The 22,279-nt window shown below is 69.9% G+C and carries 21 protein-coding genes; 4 read left to right on the forward strand and 17 right to left on the reverse strand.

The genetic code is table 11. The annotated features are described in order from the left end of the window. Positions 1-82 precede the first annotated feature (82 nt). Positions 83-2,923 carry an excinuclease ABC subunit UvrA gene (uvrA, locus tag ACQPYK_RS31455; protein ID WP_433238800.1) on the reverse strand — a complete coding sequence of 947 codons (2,841 nt, stop codon included), beginning with the start codon at positions 2,921-2,923 and terminating at the stop codon, positions 83-85. A gap of 350 nt (positions 2,924-3,273) precedes the next feature. Here uvrA and ACQPYK_RS31460 point away from each other — a divergent pair, with 350 nt between their 5' ends. Both ACQPYK_RS31460 and ACQPYK_RS31465 read left to right on the forward strand, forming a co-directional pair. Beyond that, positions 3,274-4,086: a maleylpyruvate isomerase family mycothiol-dependent enzyme gene (locus ACQPYK_RS31460; RefSeq protein ID WP_433238803.1), complete on the forward strand. Its 813-nt coding sequence runs from the start codon at positions 3,274-3,276 to the stop codon at positions 4,084-4,086. Then, positions 4,083-4,724 carry an MBL fold metallo-hydrolase gene (locus ACQPYK_RS31465; RefSeq protein ID WP_433238806.1) on the forward strand — a complete coding sequence of 214 codons (642 nt, stop codon included), beginning with the start codon at positions 4,083-4,085 and terminating at the stop codon, positions 4,722-4,724. Before ACQPYK_RS31460 ends, ACQPYK_RS31465 begins: the two co-directional genes overlap by 4 nt. Before the next feature lie 119 nt (positions 4,725-4,843). On the opposite strand, the gene pssA is transcribed toward ACQPYK_RS31465, so the two are convergent. The 13 genes from pssA to ACQPYK_RS31530 form a co-directional block, all read right to left on the reverse strand. Further along, complete coding sequence (gene pssA, locus ACQPYK_RS31470; protein WP_433238809.1) at positions 4,844-5,674, reverse strand: CDP-diacylglycerol--serine O-phosphatidyltransferase; 831 nt, start codon at positions 5,672-5,674, stop codon at positions 4,844-4,846. Beyond that, complete coding sequence (locus ACQPYK_RS31475) at positions 5,661-6,308, reverse strand: phosphatidylserine decarboxylase (protein WP_433238812.1); 648 nt, start codon at positions 6,306-6,308, stop codon at positions 5,661-5,663. Before ACQPYK_RS31475 ends, pssA begins: the two co-directional genes overlap by 14 nt. 128 nt (positions 6,309-6,436) lie before the next feature. Next, entirely contained in the window at positions 6,437-7,429 is a 993-nt protein-coding gene (locus tag ACQPYK_RS31480; RefSeq protein WP_433238815.1) for a TerC family protein, read from the reverse strand. Between the two features lie 231 nt (positions 7,430-7,660). Then, positions 7,661-8,782 (reverse strand): glycosyltransferase family 4 protein, encoded by a 1,122-nt coding sequence (locus ACQPYK_RS31485; protein ID WP_433238818.1) that lies wholly within the window; start codon positions 8,780-8,782, stop codon positions 7,661-7,663. Further along, complete coding sequence (murJ, locus tag ACQPYK_RS31490; protein ID WP_433238820.1) at positions 8,779-10,419, reverse strand: murein biosynthesis integral membrane protein MurJ; 1,641 nt, start codon at positions 10,417-10,419, stop codon at positions 8,779-8,781. The genes ACQPYK_RS31485 and murJ overlap by 4 nt, the downstream gene beginning before the upstream one ends. After that, positions 10,416-11,282, reverse strand: coding sequence for a hypothetical protein (locus ACQPYK_RS31495; protein ID WP_433238823.1), 867 nt, complete (start codon positions 11,280-11,282; stop codon positions 10,416-10,418). The genes murJ and ACQPYK_RS31495 overlap by 4 nt, the downstream gene beginning before the upstream one ends. A gap of 4 nt (positions 11,283-11,286) precedes the next feature. Next, on the reverse strand, positions 11,287-12,252 hold the full coding sequence (locus tag ACQPYK_RS31500) for a copper transporter (protein WP_433238826.1): 966 nt from the start codon (positions 12,250-12,252) through the stop codon (positions 11,287-11,289). Next, positions 12,249-13,460 carry a putative cytokinetic ring protein SteA gene (gene steA, locus ACQPYK_RS31505; RefSeq protein WP_433238829.1) on the reverse strand — a complete coding sequence of 404 codons (1,212 nt, stop codon included), beginning with the start codon at positions 13,458-13,460 and terminating at the stop codon, positions 12,249-12,251. The genes ACQPYK_RS31500 and steA overlap by 4 nt, the downstream gene beginning before the upstream one ends. 138 nt (positions 13,461-13,598) lie before the next feature. Beyond that, positions 13,599-15,311, reverse strand: coding sequence for a DNA repair protein RecN (gene recN / locus ACQPYK_RS31510; protein ID WP_433238832.1), 1,713 nt, complete (start codon positions 15,309-15,311; stop codon positions 13,599-13,601). 90 nt (positions 15,312-15,401) lie between these two features. Continuing rightward, positions 15,402-16,307: an NAD kinase gene (locus ACQPYK_RS31515; protein WP_433238835.1), complete on the reverse strand. Its 906-nt coding sequence runs from the start codon at positions 16,305-16,307 to the stop codon at positions 15,402-15,404. A 25-nt stretch (positions 16,308-16,332) separates the two neighbouring features. Further along, positions 16,333-17,151, reverse strand: coding sequence for a TlyA family RNA methyltransferase (locus tag ACQPYK_RS31520; RefSeq protein ID WP_433238837.1), 819 nt, complete (start codon positions 17,149-17,151; stop codon positions 16,333-16,335). Continuing rightward, positions 17,148-17,321, reverse strand: a complete 174-nt coding sequence (locus tag ACQPYK_RS31525) for a hypothetical protein (protein WP_433238840.1) — start codon at positions 17,319-17,321, stop codon at positions 17,148-17,150. Before ACQPYK_RS31525 ends, ACQPYK_RS31520 begins: the two co-directional genes overlap by 4 nt. After that, the gene (locus ACQPYK_RS31530) at positions 17,318-17,878 is read right to left on the reverse strand and encodes a hypothetical protein (protein ID WP_433238843.1); all 561 of its coding nucleotides are present in this window, start codon (positions 17,876-17,878) and stop codon (positions 17,318-17,320) included. Before ACQPYK_RS31530 ends, ACQPYK_RS31525 begins: the two co-directional genes overlap by 4 nt. 140 nt (positions 17,879-18,018) lie before the next feature. On the opposite strand from ACQPYK_RS31530, the gene ACQPYK_RS31535 reads away from it, so the two are divergent. Beyond that, a complete protein-coding gene (locus ACQPYK_RS31535; protein ID WP_433238846.1) occupies positions 18,019-18,366 on the forward strand; it encodes an SCP2 sterol-binding domain-containing protein in 348 nt (115 codons plus the stop codon). Positions 18,367-18,603: 237 nt separating this feature from the next. On the opposite strand, the gene ACQPYK_RS31540 is transcribed toward ACQPYK_RS31535, so the two are convergent. Together ACQPYK_RS31540 and ACQPYK_RS31545 are read right to left on the reverse strand one after the other, a co-directional pair. Further along, positions 18,604-19,620, reverse strand: a complete 1,017-nt coding sequence (locus ACQPYK_RS31540) for an HAD-IIA family hydrolase (protein ID WP_433238849.1) — start codon at positions 19,618-19,620, stop codon at positions 18,604-18,606. A 25-nt stretch (positions 19,621-19,645) separates the two neighbouring features. Continuing rightward, the gene (locus tag ACQPYK_RS31545; RefSeq protein ID WP_433238852.1) at positions 19,646-20,095 is read right to left on the reverse strand and encodes a tetratricopeptide repeat protein; all 450 of its coding nucleotides are present in this window, start codon (positions 20,093-20,095) and stop codon (positions 19,646-19,648) included. 104 nt (positions 20,096-20,199) lie between these two features. Here ACQPYK_RS31545 and ACQPYK_RS31550 point away from each other — a divergent pair, with 104 nt between their 5' ends. Continuing rightward, on the forward strand, positions 20,200-21,534 hold the full coding sequence (locus tag ACQPYK_RS31550) for a DUF1015 family protein (RefSeq protein WP_433238855.1): 1,335 nt from the start codon (positions 20,200-20,202) through the stop codon (positions 21,532-21,534). A 113-nt stretch (positions 21,535-21,647) separates the two neighbouring features. Here ACQPYK_RS31550 and ACQPYK_RS31555 read toward each other — a convergent pair whose 3' ends face one another. Then, positions 21,648-22,211 (reverse strand): single-stranded DNA-binding protein, encoded by a 564-nt coding sequence (locus ACQPYK_RS31555; RefSeq protein ID WP_433238858.1) that lies wholly within the window; start codon positions 22,209-22,211, stop codon positions 21,648-21,650. Between the last annotated feature and the right edge of the window lie 68 nt (positions 22,212-22,279).

Raw genomic sequence — 22,279 nt, forward strand, 5'->3', positions numbered from 1 at the left:
CAGCCTTTCTCCCGATGTCCCCCGCCAAACCGGGCTCCCACACCAAGGGTATTGACGCGGGAGCCCGGCTCCGCAACCGGCCTCAGGTGCCGAGAATCTTGCGCAGGAAACGGCCGGTGTGGCTCTCCTCGACCAGCGCGACCTCTTCGGGCGTGCCGATGGCGAGCACGCTGCCGCCGCGTGAGCCGCCCTCGGGTCCCATGTCGATCAGCCAGTCGGCGGTCTTGATCACGTCGAGGTTGTGCTCGATGACGATGACCGTGTTGCCTCCGTCCACGAGCTTGCCGAGCACGCCCAGCAGCCGTCGGATGTCCTCGAAGTGCAGGCCGGTGGTCGGCTCGTCCAGCACGTAGATCGTCCGGCCGGTGGAGCGGCGCTGCAACTCGGAGGCGAGCTTGACGCGCTGGGCCTCTCCACCCGACAGCGTCGTGGCCGGCTGACCCAGCCGGACGTAGCCCAGGCCGACGTCGTTGAGCGTCTGGAGGTAGCGCTTGATCGACGGGATGGCGTCGAAGAAGCCGAGGGCCTCCTCGATCGGCATGTCGAGCACCTCGGAGATCGTCTTGCCCTTGTAGTGGACCTCCAGGGTCTCCCGGTTGTATCGCGCTCCGTGGCAGACCTCGCACGGCACGTAGACGTCGGGCAGGAAGTTCATCTCGATCTTGATGGTGCCGTCACCGGAGCAGGCCTCGCAGCGGCCGCCCTTGACGTTGAAGCTGAAGCGGCCCTTCTGGTAGCCCCGGACCTTCGCCTCGGTGGTCTGCGCGAACAGGTCGCGCACCTTGTCGAAGACACCGGTGTAGGTGGCGGGATTGGAGCGGGGGGTGCGGCCGATCGGCGACTGGTCCACGTGCACGACCTTGTCGACGAGATCCATCCCGTTGACCCGCGAGTGGCGTCCGGGGACGGTGCGCGCGCCGTTCAGCTCCTTGGCCAGCGCGTTGTAGAGGATGTCGTTGACCAGCGTGGACTTGCCCGAGCCCGACACACCGGTGACCGCGGTGAACACCCCGAGGGGGAACTCCACGTCCACCCCCTTGAGGTTGTGCTCGCGGGCCCCTTTCACCACGATCTGCCGCTTCTTATCACGCTTGCGGCGCTTTGCGGGGATAACGATGCTCTTACGGCCGGAGAGGTAGGCACCCGTCATCGAGTCCTCGGAGGCGAGCAGGTCGGCCACCGTGCCGGAGACGACGACCTGGCCGCCGTGCTCACCGGCTCCGGGACCGATGTCCACCACCCAGTCGGCGGCGGCGATGGTGTCCTCGTCGTGCTCGACCACGATGAGCGTGTTGCCCATGTCCCGCAGCCGGATCAGGGTCTCCAGCAGCCGCTGGTTGTCGCGCTGGTGCAGGCCGATGGACGGCTCGTCGAGCACGTAGAGCACGCCGACCAGGCCGGAGCCGATCTGGGTGGCCAGCCGGATCCGCTGTGCCTCGCCACCGGCCAGGGTGCCCGAGGCGCGGTCCATGGTCAGGTAGTCGAGGCCCACGTCGAGCAGGAAGCCCATCCGGGCGTTGATCTCCTTGACCACCCGCTCGGCGATCTGCATGTCCCGGTCGGACAGCTTCAGCCCGGCCAGGAACGTCGCGCACTCGCCGATCGACATCGCCGAGACGTCGGCGATCGAGCGGTCGTCCACCGTGACGGCCAGCGAGACCGGTTTGAGCCTGGCCCCCCTGCACGCCGGGCACGGGATCTCCCGCATGTAGCCTTCGTACTTCTCCCGCATGCCGTCGCTCTCGGACTCGGCATGGCGGCGCTGCACCCAGGGGATGGCCCCCTCGAAGGTGGTGTAGTAGGAGCGCTCACGGCCGTAGCGGTTGCTGTAGCGGACGTGGACCTGCTCGTCGTAGCCGTGCAGCAGGGCGTTCTGCGCCTTCTTCGGAAGCTTCTCCCACGGGGTGGTGAGCTTGAACCCCATCGCCAGGCCGAGCGCCTCGACGAGGCGGACGAAGTAGTCGCTGGTGTGCCCGCCGGCCCACGGGGAGATCGCGCCGTCGCCCAGGGTCTTCTCCGGGTCGGGGACGATCAGATCCGGGTCGACCTCCATCCGCACCCCGAGCCCGGTGCACTCCGGGCAGGCGCCGAAGGGCGAGTTGAAGGAGAACGAGCGGGGCTCCATCTCCTCGAACGACAGGTCGTCGTAGGGGCAGTAGAGGTGCTCGGAGTAGAAGCGCTCACGGTTGGGATCACCCTCGGGCAGGTCGACGAACTCCAGCGTGATCGTGCCCCCCGAAAGCTGCAGGGCGGTCTCCACGGAGCCGGTGAGGCGGCTGCGCGCGCTCTCCTTCACCGCGAGCCGGTCGACGATCACCTCGATGTCGTGCTTTTCCTGCTTCTTCAGCGTCGGCGGCTCGTCCAGCCGGACCACGGTGCCGTCGACGCGGGCCCGGGCGAAACCCTTGGCCTGGAGCTGGCCGAAGAGCTCGGCGTACTCGCCCTTGCGACCGCGGACCACCGGGGCGAGCACCTGGAAGCGGGTGCCCTCCGCGAGCTCCATCACCCGGTCGACGATCTGCTCCGGGCTCTGCCGGGCGATCGCGCGGCCGCACTGCGGGCAGTGCGGCTTGCCGATGCGGGCCCACAGCAGTCGGAGGTAGTCGTAGACCTCGGTGATGGTGCCGACCGTCGAACGCGGGTTGCGGCTCGTCGACTTCTGGTCGATCGACACCGCGGGCGAGAGCCCTTCGATGAAGTCGACATCGGGCTTGTCCATCTGCCCGAGGAACTGGCGGGCGTACGCCGACAGTGACTCCACATAGCGACGCTGACCCTCGGCGAAGATGGTGTCGAAGGCCAGGCTGGACTTGCCCGAACCGGACAGTCCAGTGAAGACGATCAGAGAGTCTCGCGGCAGGTCGAGCGAGACGTCCTTGAGGTTGTGTTCACGTGCGCCACGCACGATGAGGCGGTCAGCCACAGTAATCCCGACGTCGGTGTAGAGGGTTAAGAGCGGTCGCGGGAAGACTAGCGACGGGGTCCGACAGTTTTCGGAGCCACATCCGGGGGCCCAAGGCTTCCCCGCCTTCTCCAGACTACGGGCTTCCCGCGAGCCGTACAGGTCGCTTGATGCTTCAACCACAACTTCCAACCACCGGTACATGGTCGTTTATGCCCCGCCCCGTGTCCGCCCCGACCTCCCCTCCCTGACGACACGGCCCGGACGACACGGCCCGGACGACACGGCCCGGACGGCGCGGCCCGGACGGCGCGGCCCGGACGGCGCGGCCCGGACGGCGCGGCCCGGCGACCGGATGATGGAGTGGGAGGATGGATGTCACCCAAACGCTCCGGGCCGAGCTGGCCGACTCCACCGCCCGGCTTCTCACCACCGCCACCGGACTGTCCGACGCCGATGTCGCGGCCCCCTCCCGGCTGTCCGGCTGGACCCGGGGGCACCTGCTCAGCCATCTGGCCCGCAACGCCGACGGCCTGACCAATCTGGCGACGTGGGCCGGGACCGGCGTCCGGACGCCGCAGTACCCCGATCGGGAGACGCGCGAGAGGCAGATCGAGGCGGGAGCCGTACGGCCGGCGAAGGAGCAGGTGGCCGACCTGGAGGAGAGCGCGGCGCGGCTGACCGAGGCGGTCGCCGCGGTGCCCGCCGGAGGATGGACGACGATGGTGGGCGGCCTGCGCCCACCCGACTATCCCGCGTGGTACCTGCTGGTCCACCGCCTGCGCGAGGTCGAGGTCCACCACGTGGACCTCGGAGCGGGCTACGAATGCGCCGACTGGCCGGAGGCGTTCGTCCGCAGGGAGCTGCACGACACGATGGTCTGCTGGCCGCGTGAGCTCGGCACGGTCAGCGAGATCGTGGTCGAGGAGGTCAAGGACGGCGACGAGCATCACCAGGTCTGGCGGGGGCTCGGCTCGGGACCGATGGTGCAGGGAGACGCCTGGACCCTGCTGGGCTGGTTGACCGGCCGCTCACCGGGAGCGGGGCTTAGGGTGATGCCGGAGGGGACCGGGGGCGACCGGCCCGCCGCGGCCGGCGCCGTGCCGCTGCCCGTGCCGCCACCGTGGCTGACCATGCCCGCACCTCCTCACCTGCCCACCACCCCGCCCGAGGAGTATCCGTGACGTACACCGGTGACGTGCAGGTCGGCGGCCCCGCCGACGTTCGCGAACTGCCCGCCCTGACGATCTCCAAGCTGGCCGTCGGCCCGTTCGACAACAACGCCTATCTGGTGCGGTGCAACGACACCGGCGACGGCGTGCTCATCGACGCCGCCGCCGAGGCCGACCGGCTGCTGGCGCTCATCGGAGACCGGCCGATCAGCAAGATCGTCACCACTCACCAGCACGGCGACCATTGGCAGGCCCTGGAGGAGGTCGCCCGGACGACGGGCGCGACGGTGATCGCCCATCCGCTCGACGCGGCGGCGCTACCGGTGCCGGTGGACCTGGAGGTCGAGCACGGCGACGGGGTCACCGTCGGCGTGGTCACGTTGGAGGTGATCCACCTGCGCGGGCACACGCCGGGTTCGATCGCCCTGTACCACCCCGGCCACCTGTTCACCGGTGACTCGCTCTTCCCCGGCGGCGTCGGCAACACCAACAAGGACCCGGAGCGCTTCGCCCAGCTCTTCACGGACGTGTCGGAGCGCGTCTTCGACCGGCTGCCCGACGAGACCTGGGTCTATCCGGGCCACGGCAAGGACACCACGCTGGGTGCCGAGCGCCCCAGCCTGCCGGAGTGGCGCGAGCGCGGCTGGTAGGCCCCCGTTCAGCCGCACCGCGGCGGCATCGGTCCGGGCGACAGGGGCCCGGACGGTGGCGGCCGCATGCGAAACCGGCCCGGGGAAAGATCCACCCCGAGCCGGTTTCGTCGTGCGTGTCAGGTGACGCTCTCCGACTCCTTGCGCTCCTTGCGCTTTTCCCGCTTGAACATCAGGATGCGCAGCGGGATGGCGCCCACGATGGCCACCTGCATGATGGCGCCGACCTTGATCAGCGTGTCGCCACCGGGCAGGCCCGCGGCCCAGATGGTCAGGCAGGCGACGTTGATCATCATCCAGGCGAGCACGACGGCGGCCAGGTTGCCCTTGGGCTTGGGATACTCGATCCGGCTCACCATCAGGTAGGCCACGCCGAAGATGGGCAGCAGGCTGACGACCGACGGCGGGAACAGCAGCACGATCGAGACCACCGTCATGGCGCCCATCGGGATGGGCAGCCCCATGAAGTCACCGCTCTTGGTCTTCACGCAGGCGAAACGCGCGAGCCTGATGACGCCGGCCAGCAGCACCGACGCCGCGGCCACCATCACCAGCGGAAACGGCACCCGCTGGGTGAAGCCGCCCCAGATGACCACCATGAAGGCGGGGGCGAAGCCGAAGCTGATGACATCGGCCAGGTTGTCGAGCTCGGCGCCCATGGCCGAGGCGCGGAACTTGCGGGCGACCAGGCCGTCGAACAGGTCGCAGGTGGCCCCGATCAGGAGCAGCACCACCGCGGTGCCGAAGAACTGGGGAACGGCCGCGAACTTCCCGCTCGACTGGAGCTGGTTGATCGCCGACCAGGCCAGCACGCAGACCGCCAGGAAGCCGCACAGCGCGTTTCCGAGGGAGAGGGAGTCAGCCGCCGAGAGCCGGAACGCCTTGCCGACGGGCCCCCGGGGCTCGTCGTCCGTCTCATCCAGGGGCCAGCTCGCGTCAGCCGTGGTCAAGACCGGTCACCCCCGCGACGGTCCGCTGCCCGACCGACACGGCGGGGGCGATTCCCTCGGGAAGATAGAGGTCGACGCGCGAGCCGAGCCTGATGAGGCCGATCCTCTCGGCCTTGGCCACCTTCGCCCCCGCCGCGAGGTAGGGCACGATGCGGCGCGCGACCGCGCCGGCGATCTGGACGAGCTCGATGTCGCCGAGCGCGGTGTCCAGGTGCCACACGACCCGCTCGTTCTTGTCACTGTCCTTGTTGAAGGCCGGCACGAACCCTCCGGCCACATGCTCCACCGAGGTCACCGTACCGGCCAGTGGCGCGCGGTTGACGTGCACGTCGAGAGGGCTCATGAAGATGGCCACCCTCGTGCGGCCGTCCGGCCAGGGGTCGATGCTCTGCACGACGCCGTCGGCGGGCGACAGGATCCGAGCGGGACCCGGGGTGCGCTCGGGGTCCCGGAAGAACCAGAGCATGCCGCCGGTGAGCGCGGTCAGCGGAGCCGCCGCCAGCGCCCAGCGCCGATCACGACGGCTGAGCAGTGAGGTCGCTGCGGCGGCGGCCACGGTGGGGAGCAACCACGGGGAGACGCCACGTGCCAGTCGTATCCGGCCTGGCTGATGGCTTACTGAATCGTGGGACACAGGGAACCTTTTGTGATGTCTTGCGGCGTTAGACCGGTATGTCTACCTACCCTGGGGCAGGATGCTACCCATCTCTCAGCCCTTATATGGCGCAACCAGACAAGCAAAGCTCCTCACGCCCCGATCCGCTAGCCCTGCTTGCCACTCGCGGAGGTGGTGATTTCCTTGCTTTCGCGTCCGTCACGACGGGCCTTGATCAGACTGACCACAGTGGTGATCACCATGGTTACACCGATGACCGACAGCGACAGCCAGATCGGCACCTCGGGTGCCCAGGACACGCCACTGGAGTGCAGCGCCTCGAGAATCAGCTTAACCCCGATGAAACCAAGGATGAACGCGAGACCATAGCTCAGATAGGTCAGGCGCTGCAGCAGACCGCCCAGCAGGAAGTAGAGCTGACGCAGTCCCATCAGGGCGAACGCGTTGGCGCTGAAGACGATGAAGGCGTCGGTGGTGAGACCGAAGATCGCCGGAATCGAGTCGAGCGCGAAGAGCAGGTCGGTGGTGCCGATGGCGACCATGACGATCAGCAGGGGGGTGACCATGCGCCGGCCGTCGACCTTGACGGTGATCTTGGACCCCACGTAGTCGTCGGTGTGCGGCAGCACCCTGCGCGCCCAGCGAAGGACCGCGTTCTCCTTGAACTCGTCGTCGTCGTGCCCGTGCTGACGGACCAGCTGCACCGCGGTGTAGATCAGGAAGAGACCGAAGACGTAGAACAGCCACCCGAAGCTCGCCAGCGCGGCGGCGCCGACGGCGATGAAGATGCCCCTCATGACCAGGGCCATCAGGATGCCGACCAGCAGCACCTTGTGCTGGTGGATCTTCGGCACCGCGAAGCGGGTCATGATGATGTAGAAGACGAAGAGATTGTCGACGCTCAGGCTGTACTCGGTGATGTAGCCGGCGAGGAACTGACCCGCCGGGGTGGGCCCGGCGAAGATCCACAATATGACGCCGAAGACGATGGCCAGTCCGACGTAGAAAGCGACCCAGAAACCGGCCTGCTTCATGGAGAACTCTCGGGGCTCACCCCGGTCGACGACCCACAGATCGATGGCGAGGACGACGAGGAGCCCGCCGATGACGGCGATCCATGCCCAGAAAGGAATAGCCACGATTAATAATCCTCCGGCGGCGTGCATGACTGACTGCCGGAGGTCTCTCCCGCCCGCGGAAACCAGGGAAAACCAGCGCGGACCGACAGCCCCGGGGGCCTCGTGGAGCGAGGCAGCACCGTGATGACGAGACTGTCACGAAGGGATACTCCCCCCCTAACCAAGCCAGTATAGATGTGAGGCTCGGCTGCGCCTAATCCAACAATCAGGCACAGCCGGATGTTCCGCCCCTCAGCGCACCCGCGAGATGCCGCCGTAGACCGCCAGTACGGCCTCCAGAGCCTGCTGCGGTCCCGGCAGTTCGCCGCCCCGGCGGGCGGCCGCCTCGGCCAGAGCCCCGGCGAGATCATCGTCGGCGAGCACCCTCTCCACCGCCTCGCGCATCGCGGCGACGTCCCCGTACGGCACCAGCAACCCCGCCTCGCCCACCATCGACGGGACGCCGCCCACCGCGGTGGCGATCACCGGCGTCCCCGCCCGCAGGGCCTCCTGCACGCTGAGCGGCTGCCCCTCCCAGCGGCTGGGCACCAGCAGGGCCCGCGCGACCCCGAGCAGATCACCGACATCGCCCCGCTCGCCCAGCAGCCGCACCGGCAGATCCTCCCGGTCGATGCGTTCCTGGAGTCGCCCGCGCAACGGCCCGTCGCCGGCCACCAGGAACACCGCCCGCGTCGCGGATTCGCCGGACGCCCGGCCGGAGCCGAACCCGGCCGCCACGTCGAGCAGCGTCTCCAGACCCTTCTGCTGGGCGAGCCTGGCGATCGTCAGCAAGACGGGCCGGTCCTGCGTGCCGAGCTCGGCACGCACCTCCTGCGCCCCGCGCCCGGAGGGCGGCAACGCTGGCGCGGGGACGACGGCCGCCTCGACCCGACCGGCGCCCAGAGCGGCCATCCGCTCCCCCAGGTCAGGGGAGACCACCAGGACCCGGTCGGCGCGGCGGGCGACGATCCGTTCGAGGACGCCGTGGACGGCGCCGATCGCGCCGCCCGCGGTGGCGGCGTTGTGCAGGGTCACCACCAGGCCGGTGCGGGTGCCGAGGAGGGCGAGCCCGGCCAGCGCCCCGGCCCGCAGCCCATGCGCGTGTACGGCGTGCGCCCCGCGCAGCGCTCTGAGCGCCCGCACCGCTCGCAGGTCGTTCAGCGGGCGAGGCCGGTCGGCGATCGGGACCGGCAGGAACCGCGCCCCGAGCCGGCCGAACCCGAAGACCTCCTCGGTGTCCGGCGGCCCGGCCACGACCACCTGATGTCCCCTGCGCACCAGCCCGTCGGCCAGCATCGCCACATGTCGCCCGACCCCGCCCGCGCTGGTCCCCAGCACGAACGCCAGTCGTGAGCCCGAATCGGCCACCGTCAACGCCTCCCTCCTGGAATGGACGCCCGTCCGAAGCGTTCCAGCAGCATCCGGGCGTCCGGCCCGTCGATCAACGCGGCCACCGCCGCGAACGCCATCGAGCCCGCCACCGCGGCCCCCGCCCCGACCACCACGCACATCCACCGTGACACCTCGCCGAAGGCCGCTACGACGGCCAGCCCGGCCCCGCAGGCGGCGATCCCGCCGAGCACCGCGGCCGGCAGCGCCCGCCACATCCCCTCCAGCGACGCCGCGCCGGCGCCCCGGAGAACGGCGAGCACCAGCAGCGCCCCGCCGGCGGTCATGCCGACCGTGCTGCCCAGGGCGAGCTGCCCCACGACGTCCGCGGGGGCCTGCGCGGCACGGGCCAGCAGGATCTGGGCCACCAACGCGACGCCCCAGCCCGCCACCGAGGCGACCGCCGCGGACCTGCCCCGGCCGCGGGCGTACAGCACCCGCGCGAGGTGGAGCATCAGCGCGTAACCCGCCAGGCCGGGCGCGAACAGCGCGACGGCCCTGGCCATCTCCTCGGGGTCACCGCCCGGCGTGCCCTCCAGGAACACCCGGGACACGGGGCCGGCGACCGCCACCATCACCCCCGCCGCCAGACCCGTCACCAACAGGATCGCGCGGGTGGTGGAGGACGCCAGGCCGTCGAACCCGGCCCGGTCGCCGTCGGCGGCACGGGCCGACAGCACCGGGAACGAGCTGGTGGCGATCGGCACCACGAGCACCGCGAAGGGAAGCTGATACAGCGCCCATGCGTAGGTGTAGATCCCCGCCGCCCCCGCCCCGCCCAGATCGTTGGCCAGGCGGACCACGACGGTCAGCGCGACCTGCTGGGCGATGAGCACGGCCACCCCGGCGGTGGCGAGCTGTCGCGCCCGGACCGCGACACCGGGGGGAAAGGACAGCGAGGGCCGCAGTCTCAGCCTGAGCCGGGCCACCGGGCCGACCACGGTGACCACCATCGCCGCGGCGGCGACGGTGGCGCCGAGGGAGAGCGTCAGCTGCCCCGCCGTCGTGAGGTTCGACAGCTTCGTCGCGGCCCCGTTGCCGACCGGCTCGAACACCAGATAGGAGGCGACGATGAGCAGGCTGGAGACCAGCGGTGCCAGGGTGGGCCCCAGGAACCGCCGGTGAGCCTGGAGCACGCCGTACAGGACCACCGCCACGCCGAAGAAGACCATGCGGGGGGCGAACACGACGAGCATGCTCGTGCCCGCGCCGATGACCTCGGCCACGTCGCACTCGCCGGGGTTGCCGATCAGCAGCGTGACGATCGGCCCGGCGAACGCGGCGATGAGCAGGGTCAGCGGCACCAGGGCGAGCATCACCCAGGTGAGCAGGGCCGATGTGGTCCAGCCGACCTCCGCCCTGGCCTCGGGGTCGTCCCCGGCCCGGGAGGCCGCCGAGGCCAGCACCGGCACCACCATCCCGGCCAGCGCGCCACCGGCCACCAGCTCGAAGACGATGTTCGGGACATAGTTGGCGGTGTTGTAGGCGGTGCTCAGACAGAGGTTGCCGACGGTCTGCGACTGGACGAGATAGCGGCCGAACCCCACCAGCCGGGCCGCCACGGTCACGATCCCGATGAGGAGCGCCGCCCCGGCGACCCCCTGCCCGATCTTCTTGGTCATCGGCCGGTGGGCGCCTGCTCCACGGGACGACGGCCGAGCATGTCGATGCGGTTGAGCACGGGATTACCGGCGATGACCCTGGTGAAGCTGATCTTCTCCGAGGCCGCGGTCAGCGCGATCACGGTGCCGAGTACGGCCAGGCGGCCGGGGCGACCGAGGGTGAGGGAGGCGGCCAGGCCGAGCAACGCGCCCAGCGCGTTCGCTCCCGCATCACCCAGCATCGCACGCTCGCCGAGGTCTTCGGGCAGCAGCGCGACGGCGGCGCCGATCGGCAGCGCCGCCAGGGTGGCCGGAACCGGGGCCTCTCGGCGCAAAGCCGCGATGAGCAGGGGTGTGCCGCTGAGCAGGCCGACTTTGACGGCGCGGCCCGGACGCAGGTCGAAGAGGTTGGCCAGGTTGGCGCCGCCGGCGACCAGCGCGCCGTTGACCATCGTGTCGACGGGCCCCCGGGAGGTCAGGGCGGCGGCGGCCAGCCCGGTCACGCCGATGCCCATGATCTTCACGGCGCCGCTGGTGACCTCGCCCTTGCCGAGAGCGCTCAGGTGGCCCTTGAAACCCTTGGAGGACGTCGCACCGTACAGGTCGTCGTAGGCGCCGAGACCGCCGCTGCCGGCCACGGCCAGCAGGACGGCCGCGCGGATCCTGGCCGGAAGCCCCGGCAGCACCGCGGCGGCCGTGCCGGCGCCCGCCACGAAGGCCGGCCCCTCCAGCAGGGTGATCGGCTCGCCTCGGTGGTTGGTCCGGTTCCAGGTCTCCGCGTCGCCGACCGGCGGTCTGCGGGTGAAGGCGGCGTAGGCGGCGCGGGCGGCCGCCGCACCGAGAAAGGCGCCGGCCAGGGCACCGAGAAAAGCACGACGGGCCATCGGGTCATCCTCCGGAGGTGGCCGTGGGGGCGGGGGGCGCGCTGGGCTCGATGCCCGAGACGCCAGGGCCGATGCCGTACTGCCCGGCGACCCCGGACAATTGCTCCCGCAGAGCGTAGACCACCACGATCCGGCCCGCGGGCATATCGAGGTTGTCGACGCTGGAGATCTTCTCGGCGGCGGCGGTGTCCTCGCGCAGCGCGGCGATGGCGCCGCCGGAGGTGGTACTGGCCAGGGTGCCGGCCAGCACGGCTCCCCGGCTGCCCTCGTCCAGGCCGATGGCCATCGACACGATCGCGCTCACCTGCTGAGGGGCGCCGTCGCCGGTGAAGGGCTCTGTGGGAGCGATCAGCACGGCCAGGTCGGCGCGCTTGGCGGGCTGGTCGGTGACGGTGAGCAGGCCACCGCGCTGGAAGGCATCGAGGATCCCGGCCGCTGCCGGGTTCACCTTGCCTACCTGCGCGGGGTCACTGGTCACGATCGCGCTGGCGAGCAGCGCGGCCGCCTTGTCGTAGGCCGTGCCCTCGACGGGGAAGGTCATGTCGACGGGCTTGGCCTCGGTGACCAGCTTGTCGATGGCGGCCGAACGGCTGGGGTCGACGTATCTGTCGGTGAGGGTGATCCTGTTGGTGACGGTCGCCCCCGACTCGGCGATCACCTGCTGGGCCGCCTCGCGCATGCCCGCGGTGGCCCCGGGGGCCTCCACGATCACGACGCGCTCGGTCGCGAGCGCGTCCTGGACGAGGCGGGGCGTGCCGGCGGTGACGAAGGCGTCGTTGCCCGTCTCGCGGCTCTGCAGGGCCTCGAGCTCGGTGCGGAGCTCGTTGTTTCCCACGCGAAGCTGGTTGGCGAGGCTCTCGGTCGCCTTGATGACGGGATCCTCCAGAAAGCTGGTGCCCAGCACGATGCCGACGGACAACGCGAGGAAGATCGCGACGATGGAGACGAGGTGATAGCGGAAATCGATCACGAGAAGAGTCCGACCAGCCAGAAGATGAAGCCGTTCCAGACGTCGCGGACACTGTCCAGCCAGATCTTGCCCACCGGGGAGACGATGATCGCCACCCCCATGGTGATCAGCGTCGTGGCGACGAGCAGGAGCAGGGACGGGGTGGAGATCCGGCTGCGGTAGAGCCGGCTGACGCCCTTGGCGTCGACGAGTTTGCTGCCCACCCGGAGCCGGGTGAGGAAAGTGCTGGCCATGCCGGAACGGCCCTTGTCGAGAAACTCCACCAGGGTCGCGTGGGTGCCGACGGCGACGATCAGGTCGGCGCCCTTGTCGTCGGCGAGCAGCATCGCGATGTCCTCGCTGGTGCCGATCGCCGGGAAGACCACGGCGTCGCGGCCGAGCTGCTCGACCCGCTCCAGACCCGGCGCCCTGCCGTCGCGGTAGGCGTGCACGACCAGCTCGGCGCCGCAGGTGAGGGCCTTGGTGGAGACCGAGTCGAAGTCGCCGACGATGATGTCGGGCACGTAACCGGCCTCGATGAGCGCGTCGGCGCCGCCGTCCACTCCGATCATGATCGGGCGGTATTCGCGGATGTAGGGACGCAGGGCGGCGATGTCTTCCTTGTAGTGGTAGCCGCGCACCACGATCAGGACATGCCGCCCCTCCATGACCGTCCGGATGTCGGGCACGCCGACACCGTCGATGAGCAGGTCACGCTCGCGCCGGACGTATTCCATGGTGTTCGCCGCGAACGCCTCGATCTGAACGGTCAGCCCGGCCCGCGCCTCGACCATCGCGGCCTCGATGGAGTCGGCCGTCTGCACATCGCCCTTGCCGACCACCTCGTCGTCGAGATAGACGGCCCCCTCGTGCACCCGCACCAGGTCGCCGTCCTTGATCCGCTCGAACAGCTCGGGGCTGGCGTTGTCGATGAACGACACCCCGGCCTCGACGATGATCTGGGGGCCCAGGTTGGGGTAACGACCGCTGATGCCCGCGGCGACGTTGACCACACTCGCCGCGCCGCACGCGACAAGCGCCTCCGCGCTCACCCGGTCGACGTCAACGTGATCGATAATCGCGATTTCTCCGGCCCGGAGGCGTTTGGTCAGCCCCTTGGTCCGCCGATCGATTCTCGCCACTGCCGTCACCCCGGGAAGGTCCGTGACCTTCCTGCGGCGGAGGTAACCGGTGAGCCTGCTCTGAAGCTCGTCAATCGGCACCTTCATCACGACCATCCTGCCAGAGCGAATGACCAGGAAAGCCAAACCCCCGACGGCATGCCAGATTCGTCACAGAAGATTCCCACGCGCTTCTGCTCCCCCGAGACTTTGAAAACAGTCCTTATTTACGTCTTGTCCACAGCATTACGCCTTGTCCGCAGCCGCAATCGCGAGAAGCTCCTCCGCATGCGCGCGGCCCAGCTCGGAGTCCTCAAGGCCCGCGAGCATACGGGAAAGCTCCCGTGCCCGGCCGTCCTTGTCCAGCGCGACCACACCGCTGCGCACCACACTGCCGTCGTCGGCCTTCTCCACGACCAGATGCTGGTCGGCGAAGGCCGCCACCTGGGGCAGGTGAGTGACGACTATCACCTGCGCGGTGCGAGCCAGCCGTGCCAGCCGCCGGCCGATCTCGACCGCGGCCTTGCCGCCCACGCCCGCGTCGACCTCGTCGAACACGAACGTCGGCACCGGGTCGGCGCCGGCGAACACGACCTCGATGGCGAGCATCACCCGGCTGAGCTCACCGCCGGAGGCACCCTTGTTGAGCGGCAGGGGCGGGGAGGCCGGGTGCGGGGACATCCGTAGCTCGACCTCGTCGACGCCGTGCGGGCCGAAGTCGTCGGCGGCCGTGATGGTGACCACCACCCGGGCGTGCGGCATGGCCAGCGCGGCGAGCTCCTCGGTGACGGCCCGCCCGAACCGTTCGGCCGCCGCGGCCCGGATCCGGGTCAGCTCGGCGGCCAGCTCGGTGAGGCGTCCGGTGAGCTCCTCGTGCTCCCGGGTGAGCTCGCCGATCCGCTCGTCGTCGCCTTCGAGCTCGGTGACGCGCTGCGCCGCCTGGGCGGCCCAGGCGAGCACCACACCGGTGTCCTCGCCGTACTTGCGGACGAGGTGGGCGAGCACGGCCTGACGCTCCTGCACCACCGACAGCCGGACCGGGTCGGCCTCGACGGACTCGGCGTAGGCGGCCAGCTCGGTGGCGACGTCGGAGATGAGATAACCCGCCTCCGCGAGCCGGTCGGCGATGCCGCCCAGCACGGGGTCGAACTCCCGCACCGCCTCGACGGCCGTGCGGGCCTGGCCTACCAGGGTGACGGCGTCCTGCATGGCCTGCTCGCTGGACATGGGATCACCGAGCAGCGCCCGGTGCGCCGTCTCCGCCGCGTTCCTGAGAGAGTCGGCGTGCGAGAGCCGCTCCACCTCCTCACGGAGCTCGGCGTCCTCACCCGGCTTGGGATCGGCCTTCTCGACCTCGTCGAGCCCGAACCTGAGCAGGTCGGCCTCCTGAGCCCGCTCGCGGGCCCTGGCGGTGAGCTCGGTCAGCTGATCGGCGACCTGCCTGTGACGTTTGTAGGCGTGCTCGTAGGCGCGCAGCGGCTTGACCAGCTCCTCGCCCGCGTAGCGGTCGAGGGCGGCCCGTTGACGGCCGGGCTGGAGCAGCCGCTGCTGGTCCATCTGGCCGTGCACGGCCACCAGATCCTCAGCGAGGTAGGTGAGCGTGCCCACCGGAACGGTGCGGCCGCCCAGCCAGGCCCGGCTACGGCCCTCGGCGGAGACCGTCCGCGAGATGATCAACTCGCCGTCCTCGATCTCACCGCCCACGTCCTGAACCTGCTGGGCCACCCGGCCCGCCGGGTCGATCACGAGCGTGCCCTCGACGGTGGCCTTGTCCGAGCCGGGACGGACCCGGGCGGGGTCGGCCCTGCCGCCGAACAGCAGCCCCAGACCGGTCACCACCATGGTCTTGCCCGCACCGGTCTCGCCCGTGAGCACGGTGAATCCCGGCGACAGCACCAGGACGGCCTCGTCGATCACACCGAGCCCTTGGATGCGGACCTCCTCGACCCTGGGTCGCACTGGTCCCTCCCGTCACATCGAATTCACCGAACATCAGTGCGGTGCGCGGGCACGATCCTACGCGCTCGCGACGGGAACCGCCCGGACGCGCTACGGCCTTACCCGGCCGCGCCACCCCTGCACGGGGAGGTCGAATTTGGCGACCAGCCTGTCGGTGAACGGCGCCCCGGTGTCCTCCAGACCGTGCAGCCGCGCCAGCCGTACCGGCACCTCACCCCTGCGGACCTCGATCCGCGCGCCGGCGGGCAGGTCGAACCGGCGGCGGCCGTCGCACCACAGCACCGCCCCGGCCGTGTCGGGTTGAACCTCCAGCGCCAGCGTGGAGCGCGGGGAGATCACCAACGGCCGCGCGAACAGCGCGTGAGCGCTGATCGGCACCAACAGCAGCGCCTCCACCTCCGGCCAGACCACCGGACCGCCGGCCGAGAACGCATAGGCCGTGGAACCGGTCGGCGTGGCGCAGATGACCCCGTCGCATCCCCAGCGCGACAGAGGACGCCCGTCGATCTCGGCGACCACCTCGAGCATCCGGTCGTTCTTCTCCACGGTGGCCTCGTTGAGCGCCCAGGTGTCGGCCAACAGCTGCCCGTTGAGGCGGGCGGTGACCTCGATGGTCATCCGCTCCTCCACGTCGTAGCGGCCCTCGACCACGCAGTCCACCGTGACCGCCAGATCCTCCACCTCCGCCTCGGCCAGGAAACCGACGTGCCCGAGGTTGACCCCCAGCAGCGGCACCCCCGCCGGGCGGGCGAACTCGGCGGCCCGCAGCAGGCTGCCGTCACCGCCCAGCACGATCATCATCTCGGCGTCCTGCACCGCCTCCGCGCCCGCGGGCACCACGTCGGCGCCCGCGCACGCGATGGCGTCGGCCTCCGCGTTGAGGATGCGCACGGTCAGCCCCGCGTCCAGCAGCCGGCCGATCACCACTCGAGCGGTGTCGACGGCCGCCCCCCGCCCGGTATGGGCGGTGACCAGCACGGTGCGCTTTGTAGTCATGTTCCACTCTTTCGGGGGATAACCACTACTGGGGGCCTTCTGCCACCGCGCGTTCGATCTCGGCGCCGAGGTCCGCGACCGGCGGCGCGCCTTCGCCCTTGCCCAGCCAGATGACGTACTCCACGTTGCCCGAGGGACCCGGCAGGGGACTCGCGGTGACGCCCCGCACGATCAGACCGAGTGTTTGCGCGGTTTCAGCCACATCCTGCACGGCCTGCGCCCGAAGTGCGGGATCGCGGACGACCCCGCCGGCGCCGACCCGCTCCTTTCCGACCTCGAACTGCGGTTTGACCAGCATCGCGAAGTCGGCCCGCTCGGCGGCGCACCGCGTCAGGGCGGGCAGCACCAGGCGCAGCGAGATGAAAGACAGGTCGCCGACGACCAGCGTGGGCGCCTGTCCCACCATGTCGGGTGTCAGGTCCCTGACGTTGACCCGTTCCATGACCGTCACCCGCTCGTCGGTGCGCAGCGACCAGGCGAGCTGGCCGTATCCGACGTCGACGGCGAGCACGTGCGCCGCGTCGTTGCGCAGCAGCACGTCGGTGAACCCCCCCGTCGAGGCGCCGGCGTCCAGGCAGCGCCGACCCGCGACGGTCAGGCCGCGGGGGCCGAAGGCCTCCAGCGCGCCCAGGAGCTTGTGCGCCCCTCGCGAGACGTAGTCGGGACCCTCGGAGGCCTCGGTGACCACGATGGCGGAGGCGGTGTCCACCTGGGTCGCGGGCTTGGCCGCCTGCCGGCCGCCGACGCTCACCCGTCCCGCCTCGATGAGCTGGGCCGCCTGCTCCCGGGAACGGGCCAGTTTCCGGCGGACGAGCTCGCTGTCGAGACGTACCCGCCGGCTCACCGCTGCCGGTCCGGGATGCCGTCCACCGAGGCGAGCGCCTGCTCCAACCCGGTGAACACCTCCTCGAACACGCTCACGTGCGCCGAGACGGGCATCGCGCCGAGCCGGGCGAGGCCGCCCAGCGCGGTGTCGACCCGCTCCTCACCGGTCTCTTCCGGCAGGTCCGTCATGCGCCCCCTCCGGAGGTGCTCTTCGCCGTCTTGGTGGTCGAACGGGAACGCGGCGTGCGAGCCGCCTTACCCGTGGACGCCTTGACCGTATCGGAAGCCGCGGCGCTCGTCGCCTCGGCGTCCTTCCCCGCGGCCTTGGCGGTCGCCTTCCTCGCCCCCGTCGTGCTCTTGCCGGCCTTCTGCGGCGAGCCGCCCTTCGCGGCGGTACGGCTCGGCGTCGCGGAGACCTTTTCCAGCGCTTCCTCGACGGCGGCGAGTTTGGCCTCCAGCTCCCCCACCCGCGCCCGCAACCGGTCGACGTCCGCACTGCGAACCAGGTCGAGCGCGCCGAGCAGACGGCTCACCTCCGAGGTGATGAGCTCGTCGAGCTGGCCGCGGTTGGCCTTTCCCGTCGCGACGAGTTCCTTGGCCATCCGGTCCACCTGGTCAGACATTTGGGAAAGACCGGTTTCTCCAGAAGCAAGCAATTCGCGAACCAGCGTGCGGGCTTTGCTCGTTGTCATTTCCGTGAGACCGGTAGCCGCCTGCACGTACCCCCGCAGTGCTTCGAACGCCATGGCAGAGGCCTCCTTTCCTCCGGCGCATCCCCCATGTGCCGGATCGCGGGTTCCATTCATGTGGAACGCTACCGTCCGTAGGTTCGAGAGATTCGGGCCGGGCCGAACAGCCCGGTCCGAACAGAAGGGAGCGCCGCGCGATGGCGACCGTCGACGAGTGCCGGGTGGCACTACGCAAACTCGGCGAGCAGTTCGACGAGGTTGACCAGGAGAGTCGCAGCAGGCACGTGGTCGAGCGCAGCATCAGCTGTCACATCCGCGATCTCGACGTCACCTTCTACGGCCGTATCCACCACGGCGGCCTCGGTCCCTTCGATGATTCGCCTCCCTCCGACGGCAGGCCCGCCGAGGTGAAGCTGACCATCGGCAGCGACGACCTGGTCGCCCTGGTCAACGGCGAGCTCGACATGGGACGCGCCGTGTTCAGCGGCCGGGTCAAGATCGACGCCAGCTTCGGTGACCTTCTCCGTCTCCGCAAACTCCTGTGACTTCTGGGACTTCTGGAAAGGGTCCGGCTCCGGAGAGTGAACGGAGAGTGATATCGCGTTCTCCCGAAGGCGTGTGGGCTGCCGGGGGAGAACGCGTGACCCGACCCGTGTCCGGGCGATGCGTGACCGAAACCGGTCGGAGGACGGATGATCGGAAACCGTTCGGGGACGTGTGTGTGGCCGGAAGTTATTCGGGGACGCGTAGCCGGAGCCACTCGGTGGACGCGTAGCCGGAAGCTACTCGGTGGACGCGTGACCGAAGAGCGAGGAGCCGAGCACGGCCTTCACCGCGTCCTCGTCCGCCTGCCCCTCCCCTGCGGCCTCCCACGTGGCGGCGCAAGCCGCCCGGAGCCCGTCGAGTGGATCACCATGCCCTTCGAGACGGAGACGCCCGTCCTCCCAGCGGGCGGTCCACCCCTCGCAGGCCCATCCGCCTCCGCCCTTCCCCACCCGGGGGTAGGGCCGATGCAGGGCCGACAGATCGGCGGCGACATAGGTGGGCCGGTGCCGGAGACCGGCGGTCAGCAGATCAAGAGGGGTCGCCACGCCGGTGAGCACCAGCAGGCTGTCCACTCCGGCGTTGGTGGCCCCCTCGATGTCGGTGTCGAGGCGGTCACCGACCACCAGTGGCCGTTTCGACCCGGTCCTCAGCATCGACTCGCGGTGCAGCGGTGGCTCGGGTTTACCCGCCACGATCGGCTCCACGCCGCTCGCTGTAGCGATCACCCGGGTCATCGCGCCGTTTCCGGGCAGTTCGCCCCGGCCGGTCGGCATGGTCGAGTCGGCATTGGCCGCCACGAACAGCGCTCCCTGCCGCACGGCAAGCGTGCCCTCCGACAGCAGGCCATAGGACAGGCCGGGTGCGATGCCCTGCACCACCGCGACCGGGTCGTCCATGGCGGTGCTGACCGGACGCAGACCGTGCGCACGCAGGGCGCTGCGCAGCCCCATCCCCCCGACCACCAGCACCGCCGCGCCCGGCTCCACCCGTTCGGCCACCAGCCGCGCAGCGGCCTGGGCCGAGGTGACCACGTCTTCAGGAGTCGCCGGAGCCCCCAGAGCGCTCAGATGCTCGGCGATCGCGCCCGGGGTTCGCGAGGCGTTGTTGGTGACGTAGGCGAGCCGTACGCCACGCTCCGCCGCCTCGCGCAGCGACTCCGGGGCTTCGGGTACGGCATCGCGCCCGAGATACACCACCCCGTCGAGGTCGAGCAGGAGCGTGTCGTACGGATCGATCAGCGTCTGTGTGTCCACGTGCCCATTCCACCACCCACGGGGATCACCTCCGGCGGGCGCGTAAGGTGGCGCGGACGCTTTTCAGCGCCGAAACGTAGTGTCGCTGGTCGGGACGCATCGCTGCGGCGATGGCCAGAGGTTCCTGGGCTCCTTCCATGTCACCGGTGCGCCACAGCGCGAGACCGAGTCCGAAATAGGCGTAGTCCTCGGTCGGATTGGCATCGACGATCCAGCGGAAACTGTCGACGGCATCGGCATACTGCCGGGAGTTGAACTGGGCACGGGCGAGCGCCTCTCGAATACTCCGCGATTCCGGCTCGGCGTCGGCGGCGCGCTCCAGCAGCGCGACAGCCGCCGCCGGACTCCCCTCGGCCAGCAGTTTCATTCCTCGTTGGAACCAGTCATAGACGTCCCCGGCCGGAGCGCCCGTCTCGGGGCTGGGGGAATCAGACGGACCGCTACGTCCTTGGACCATACGTGAGGCCTCCTTCATCGACAGACGACAGATCTGACCGATTTCCTGACGGCCGCCCGAGCACCGCCGCACCGTCGGAGCGGCCCCTGGACGTTTCAGGCCTTTATGGCAGCATGCCCCTTATGGCGAATCCTGAACTGCCGGTACCGGACGGGCTCGTGCTACGCCCGTTTCGCGGCGTACGGTTCACGATCGACGATCTGGCCAAGGTGACCTCTCCGCCCTACGACCTGATCGACGAATCCGCCGTGCGAGACTTGCTCGACTCCCATCCGAACAACGTGGTGCGCCTGATCCTTCCCGGCGCCGATCACCATCGGTACGCCCAGGCGCGGGAGACCCTTCGGGCCTGGCTCTCCCATGGTGTGCTCGCCCCCGACGAGACACCCGCCGTCTACGTCTACGAGCAGAGCGGTCCGGGGATCCTGCAGCGCGGTCTCATCGGCGACGTGGGTCTGGCCGGCCCGGAGCAGCAGGTCATCCTCCCTCACGAGGACGTCATGCCCGGGCCGGTCGCCGACCGGCTGGCCCTCATGCGCACGACCGAGGCCAATCTAGAGCCCATATTCCTGCTCTACGACGGCGATGGCGGTACCGCGACCCTTCTCGTGGACCGAGTCGCCGCCTCCCGCCCGCCACTGGCCGAGGCGCAGACCCGTGACGGGGTCAGGCACCGGTTGTGGGCCATCACCGATCCCGACGAGCTCACCGCCCTCGACGCCGATCTCCGCGCCCGTCAGGCCCTCATCGCCGACGGCCACCACCGCTACGCCACCTATCTCACCCTCCAGCGCGAACACCACGCTCTCCGGCAGGAGCACCACGGTACAGGCACCATGGACGGCACGGACGGCACGGACGGCACGAGCACGACCGGACGGCCGAAGCCGGGCCCCTGGGATTTCGGTTTGGCACTCCTGGTGGATTCCACCTCCTATCCGCCGAATCTGAAGGCCATCCACCGGGTCATCCCGGGACTGCCGCTGGAGGAGGCCCTGATGAGGGCGGAGGGGGCCTGGCAGGTGCACCGGCACGCGGACCTGGCCGAAGGACTGACCGCGTTGCGGAACGCCACCGAACCGGCCTACCTGCTGTCCGCCGGAACCCAGTCCTACCTCCTCACCGACCCGGACCCAGGTCAGGTCGAGCAGGCCATGCCCGCCAACCGATCCGCACGATGGCGTGCGCTGAACACCTCCGTCCTTTCGGAGTTCCTCCTTCCGAAGGTGTGGGGGAGGGTCGACGACGAGCAGACGGTGCGCATCGTGCACCACGACCCGGAGGCGGCGGTACGGCTCGCAAGTGAGTCGGGAGGAACCGCGGTGCTGCTGAACCCTTTGACGGTCGACGACGTGCTCGCGGTCGCGGCCCAGGAGGAACGGGTTCCGCGTAAGTCCACCTCCTTCGGTCCCAAGCCCCGCACCGGACTGGTCTTGCGCACATTCGCCTTCGACTGATCCGCCGGAGACGGACTCTCCCTCTTAGCCGGGTGCTCACAGGCTTAGCCGTGCGATCACAGGCATAGCCGTGCGCTTGCAGGCCTCGATCGAGGAAATCGTGGGTGGAGCGGTTATCTCAGAGACGGGGCCTCCACAGAGCGCCGGACAGATATCGGCGCTGTGCCCACAGTTTCCTCCGCGGCTTCCTCGACGATGCGGGCCGGCTCCGGGTCAACGGGCCCGGTCGGCTCTTCCTTCACCACCGGATCGGAACCAGCCCTCCTAACCGAGGCGGTCCCGGCGCGTACGAGCGAGCGCACCGATCTGGGCGGGGCGGGTGGCTGAGCCGGCGTGCTCTCATCGCCGGGCAGGACTGTGGTGATCCGGCGTTCGAGGCGTCTGGCTGAGCGGACCTCGACTTCGTAACCGGATGATTTGGCCCCTTCGCTTCCCCACCATCGACGCCGCAGGGAGCCGACCACCTCCACCATGTCGTCAGGCAACCAGTCGGCCACGGCCACGGTGACCTCGGGCTCAAAGGACACGCACGGGATGGTGTCCACCCGCGTCCCCCGGCCGCGCTGCTGCCGCCGGACGATCAACCGCCAGGCACCGAGCGTGCTCCCGCTCTGCAGCGATCTGATCCGCGCCGTTTCGGGCAGACGGCCCACCAGAATGACCTCGTTGCGATCCATCGAATCCTCCTTCGATCTCTGCCGATCGAAGTCGACTCTTTACGATGTGAGCTGTGCCGGGATGGCTT

This window comes from Streptosporangium sp. CA-135522 (assembly GCF_050949235.1).
GTDB lineage: Bacteria > Actinomycetota > Actinomycetes > Streptosporangiales > Streptosporangiaceae > Streptosporangium.

Bases quoted from the DNA above. Each gene is read 5' to 3' on its own strand.
- ACQPYK_RS31460 (WP_433238803.1), top strand. From the start codon at position 3,274: ATGGATGTCACCCAAACGCTCCGGGCCGAGCTGGCCGACTCCACCGCC.
- murJ (WP_433238820.1), bottom strand. From the start codon at position 10,419: ATGACCAAGAAGATCGGGCAGGGGGTCGCCGGGGCGGCGCTCCTCATC.
- ACQPYK_RS31495 (WP_433238823.1), bottom strand. From the start codon at position 11,282: ATGGCCCGTCGTGCTTTTCTCGGTGCCCTGGCCGGCGCCTTTCTCGGT.
- steA (WP_433238829.1), bottom strand. From the start codon at position 13,460: ATGAAGGTGCCGATTGACGAGCTTCAGAGCAGGCTCACCGGTTACCTC.
- ACQPYK_RS31515 (WP_433238835.1), bottom strand. From the start codon at position 16,307: ATGACTACAAAGCGCACCGTGCTGGTCACCGCCCATACCGGGCGGGGG.
- ACQPYK_RS31525 (WP_433238840.1), bottom strand. From the start codon at position 17,321: ATGACGGACCTGCCGGAAGAGACCGGTGAGGAGCGGGTCGACACCGCG.
- ACQPYK_RS31530 (WP_433238843.1), bottom strand. From the start codon at position 17,878: ATGGCGTTCGAAGCACTGCGGGGGTACGTGCAGGCGGCTACCGGTCTC.
- ACQPYK_RS31535 (WP_433238846.1), top strand. From the start codon at position 18,019: ATGGCGACCGTCGACGAGTGCCGGGTGGCACTACGCAAACTCGGCGAG.
- ACQPYK_RS31545 (WP_433238852.1), bottom strand. From the start codon at position 20,095: ATGAAGGAGGCCTCACGTATGGTCCAAGGACGTAGCGGTCCGTCTGAT.
- ACQPYK_RS31550 (WP_433238855.1), top strand. From the start codon at position 20,200: ATGGCGAATCCTGAACTGCCGGTACCGGACGGGCTCGTGCTACGCCCG.
- ACQPYK_RS31555 (WP_433238858.1), bottom strand. From the start codon at position 22,211: ATGGATCGCAACGAGGTCATTCTGGTGGGCCGTCTGCCCGAAACGGCG.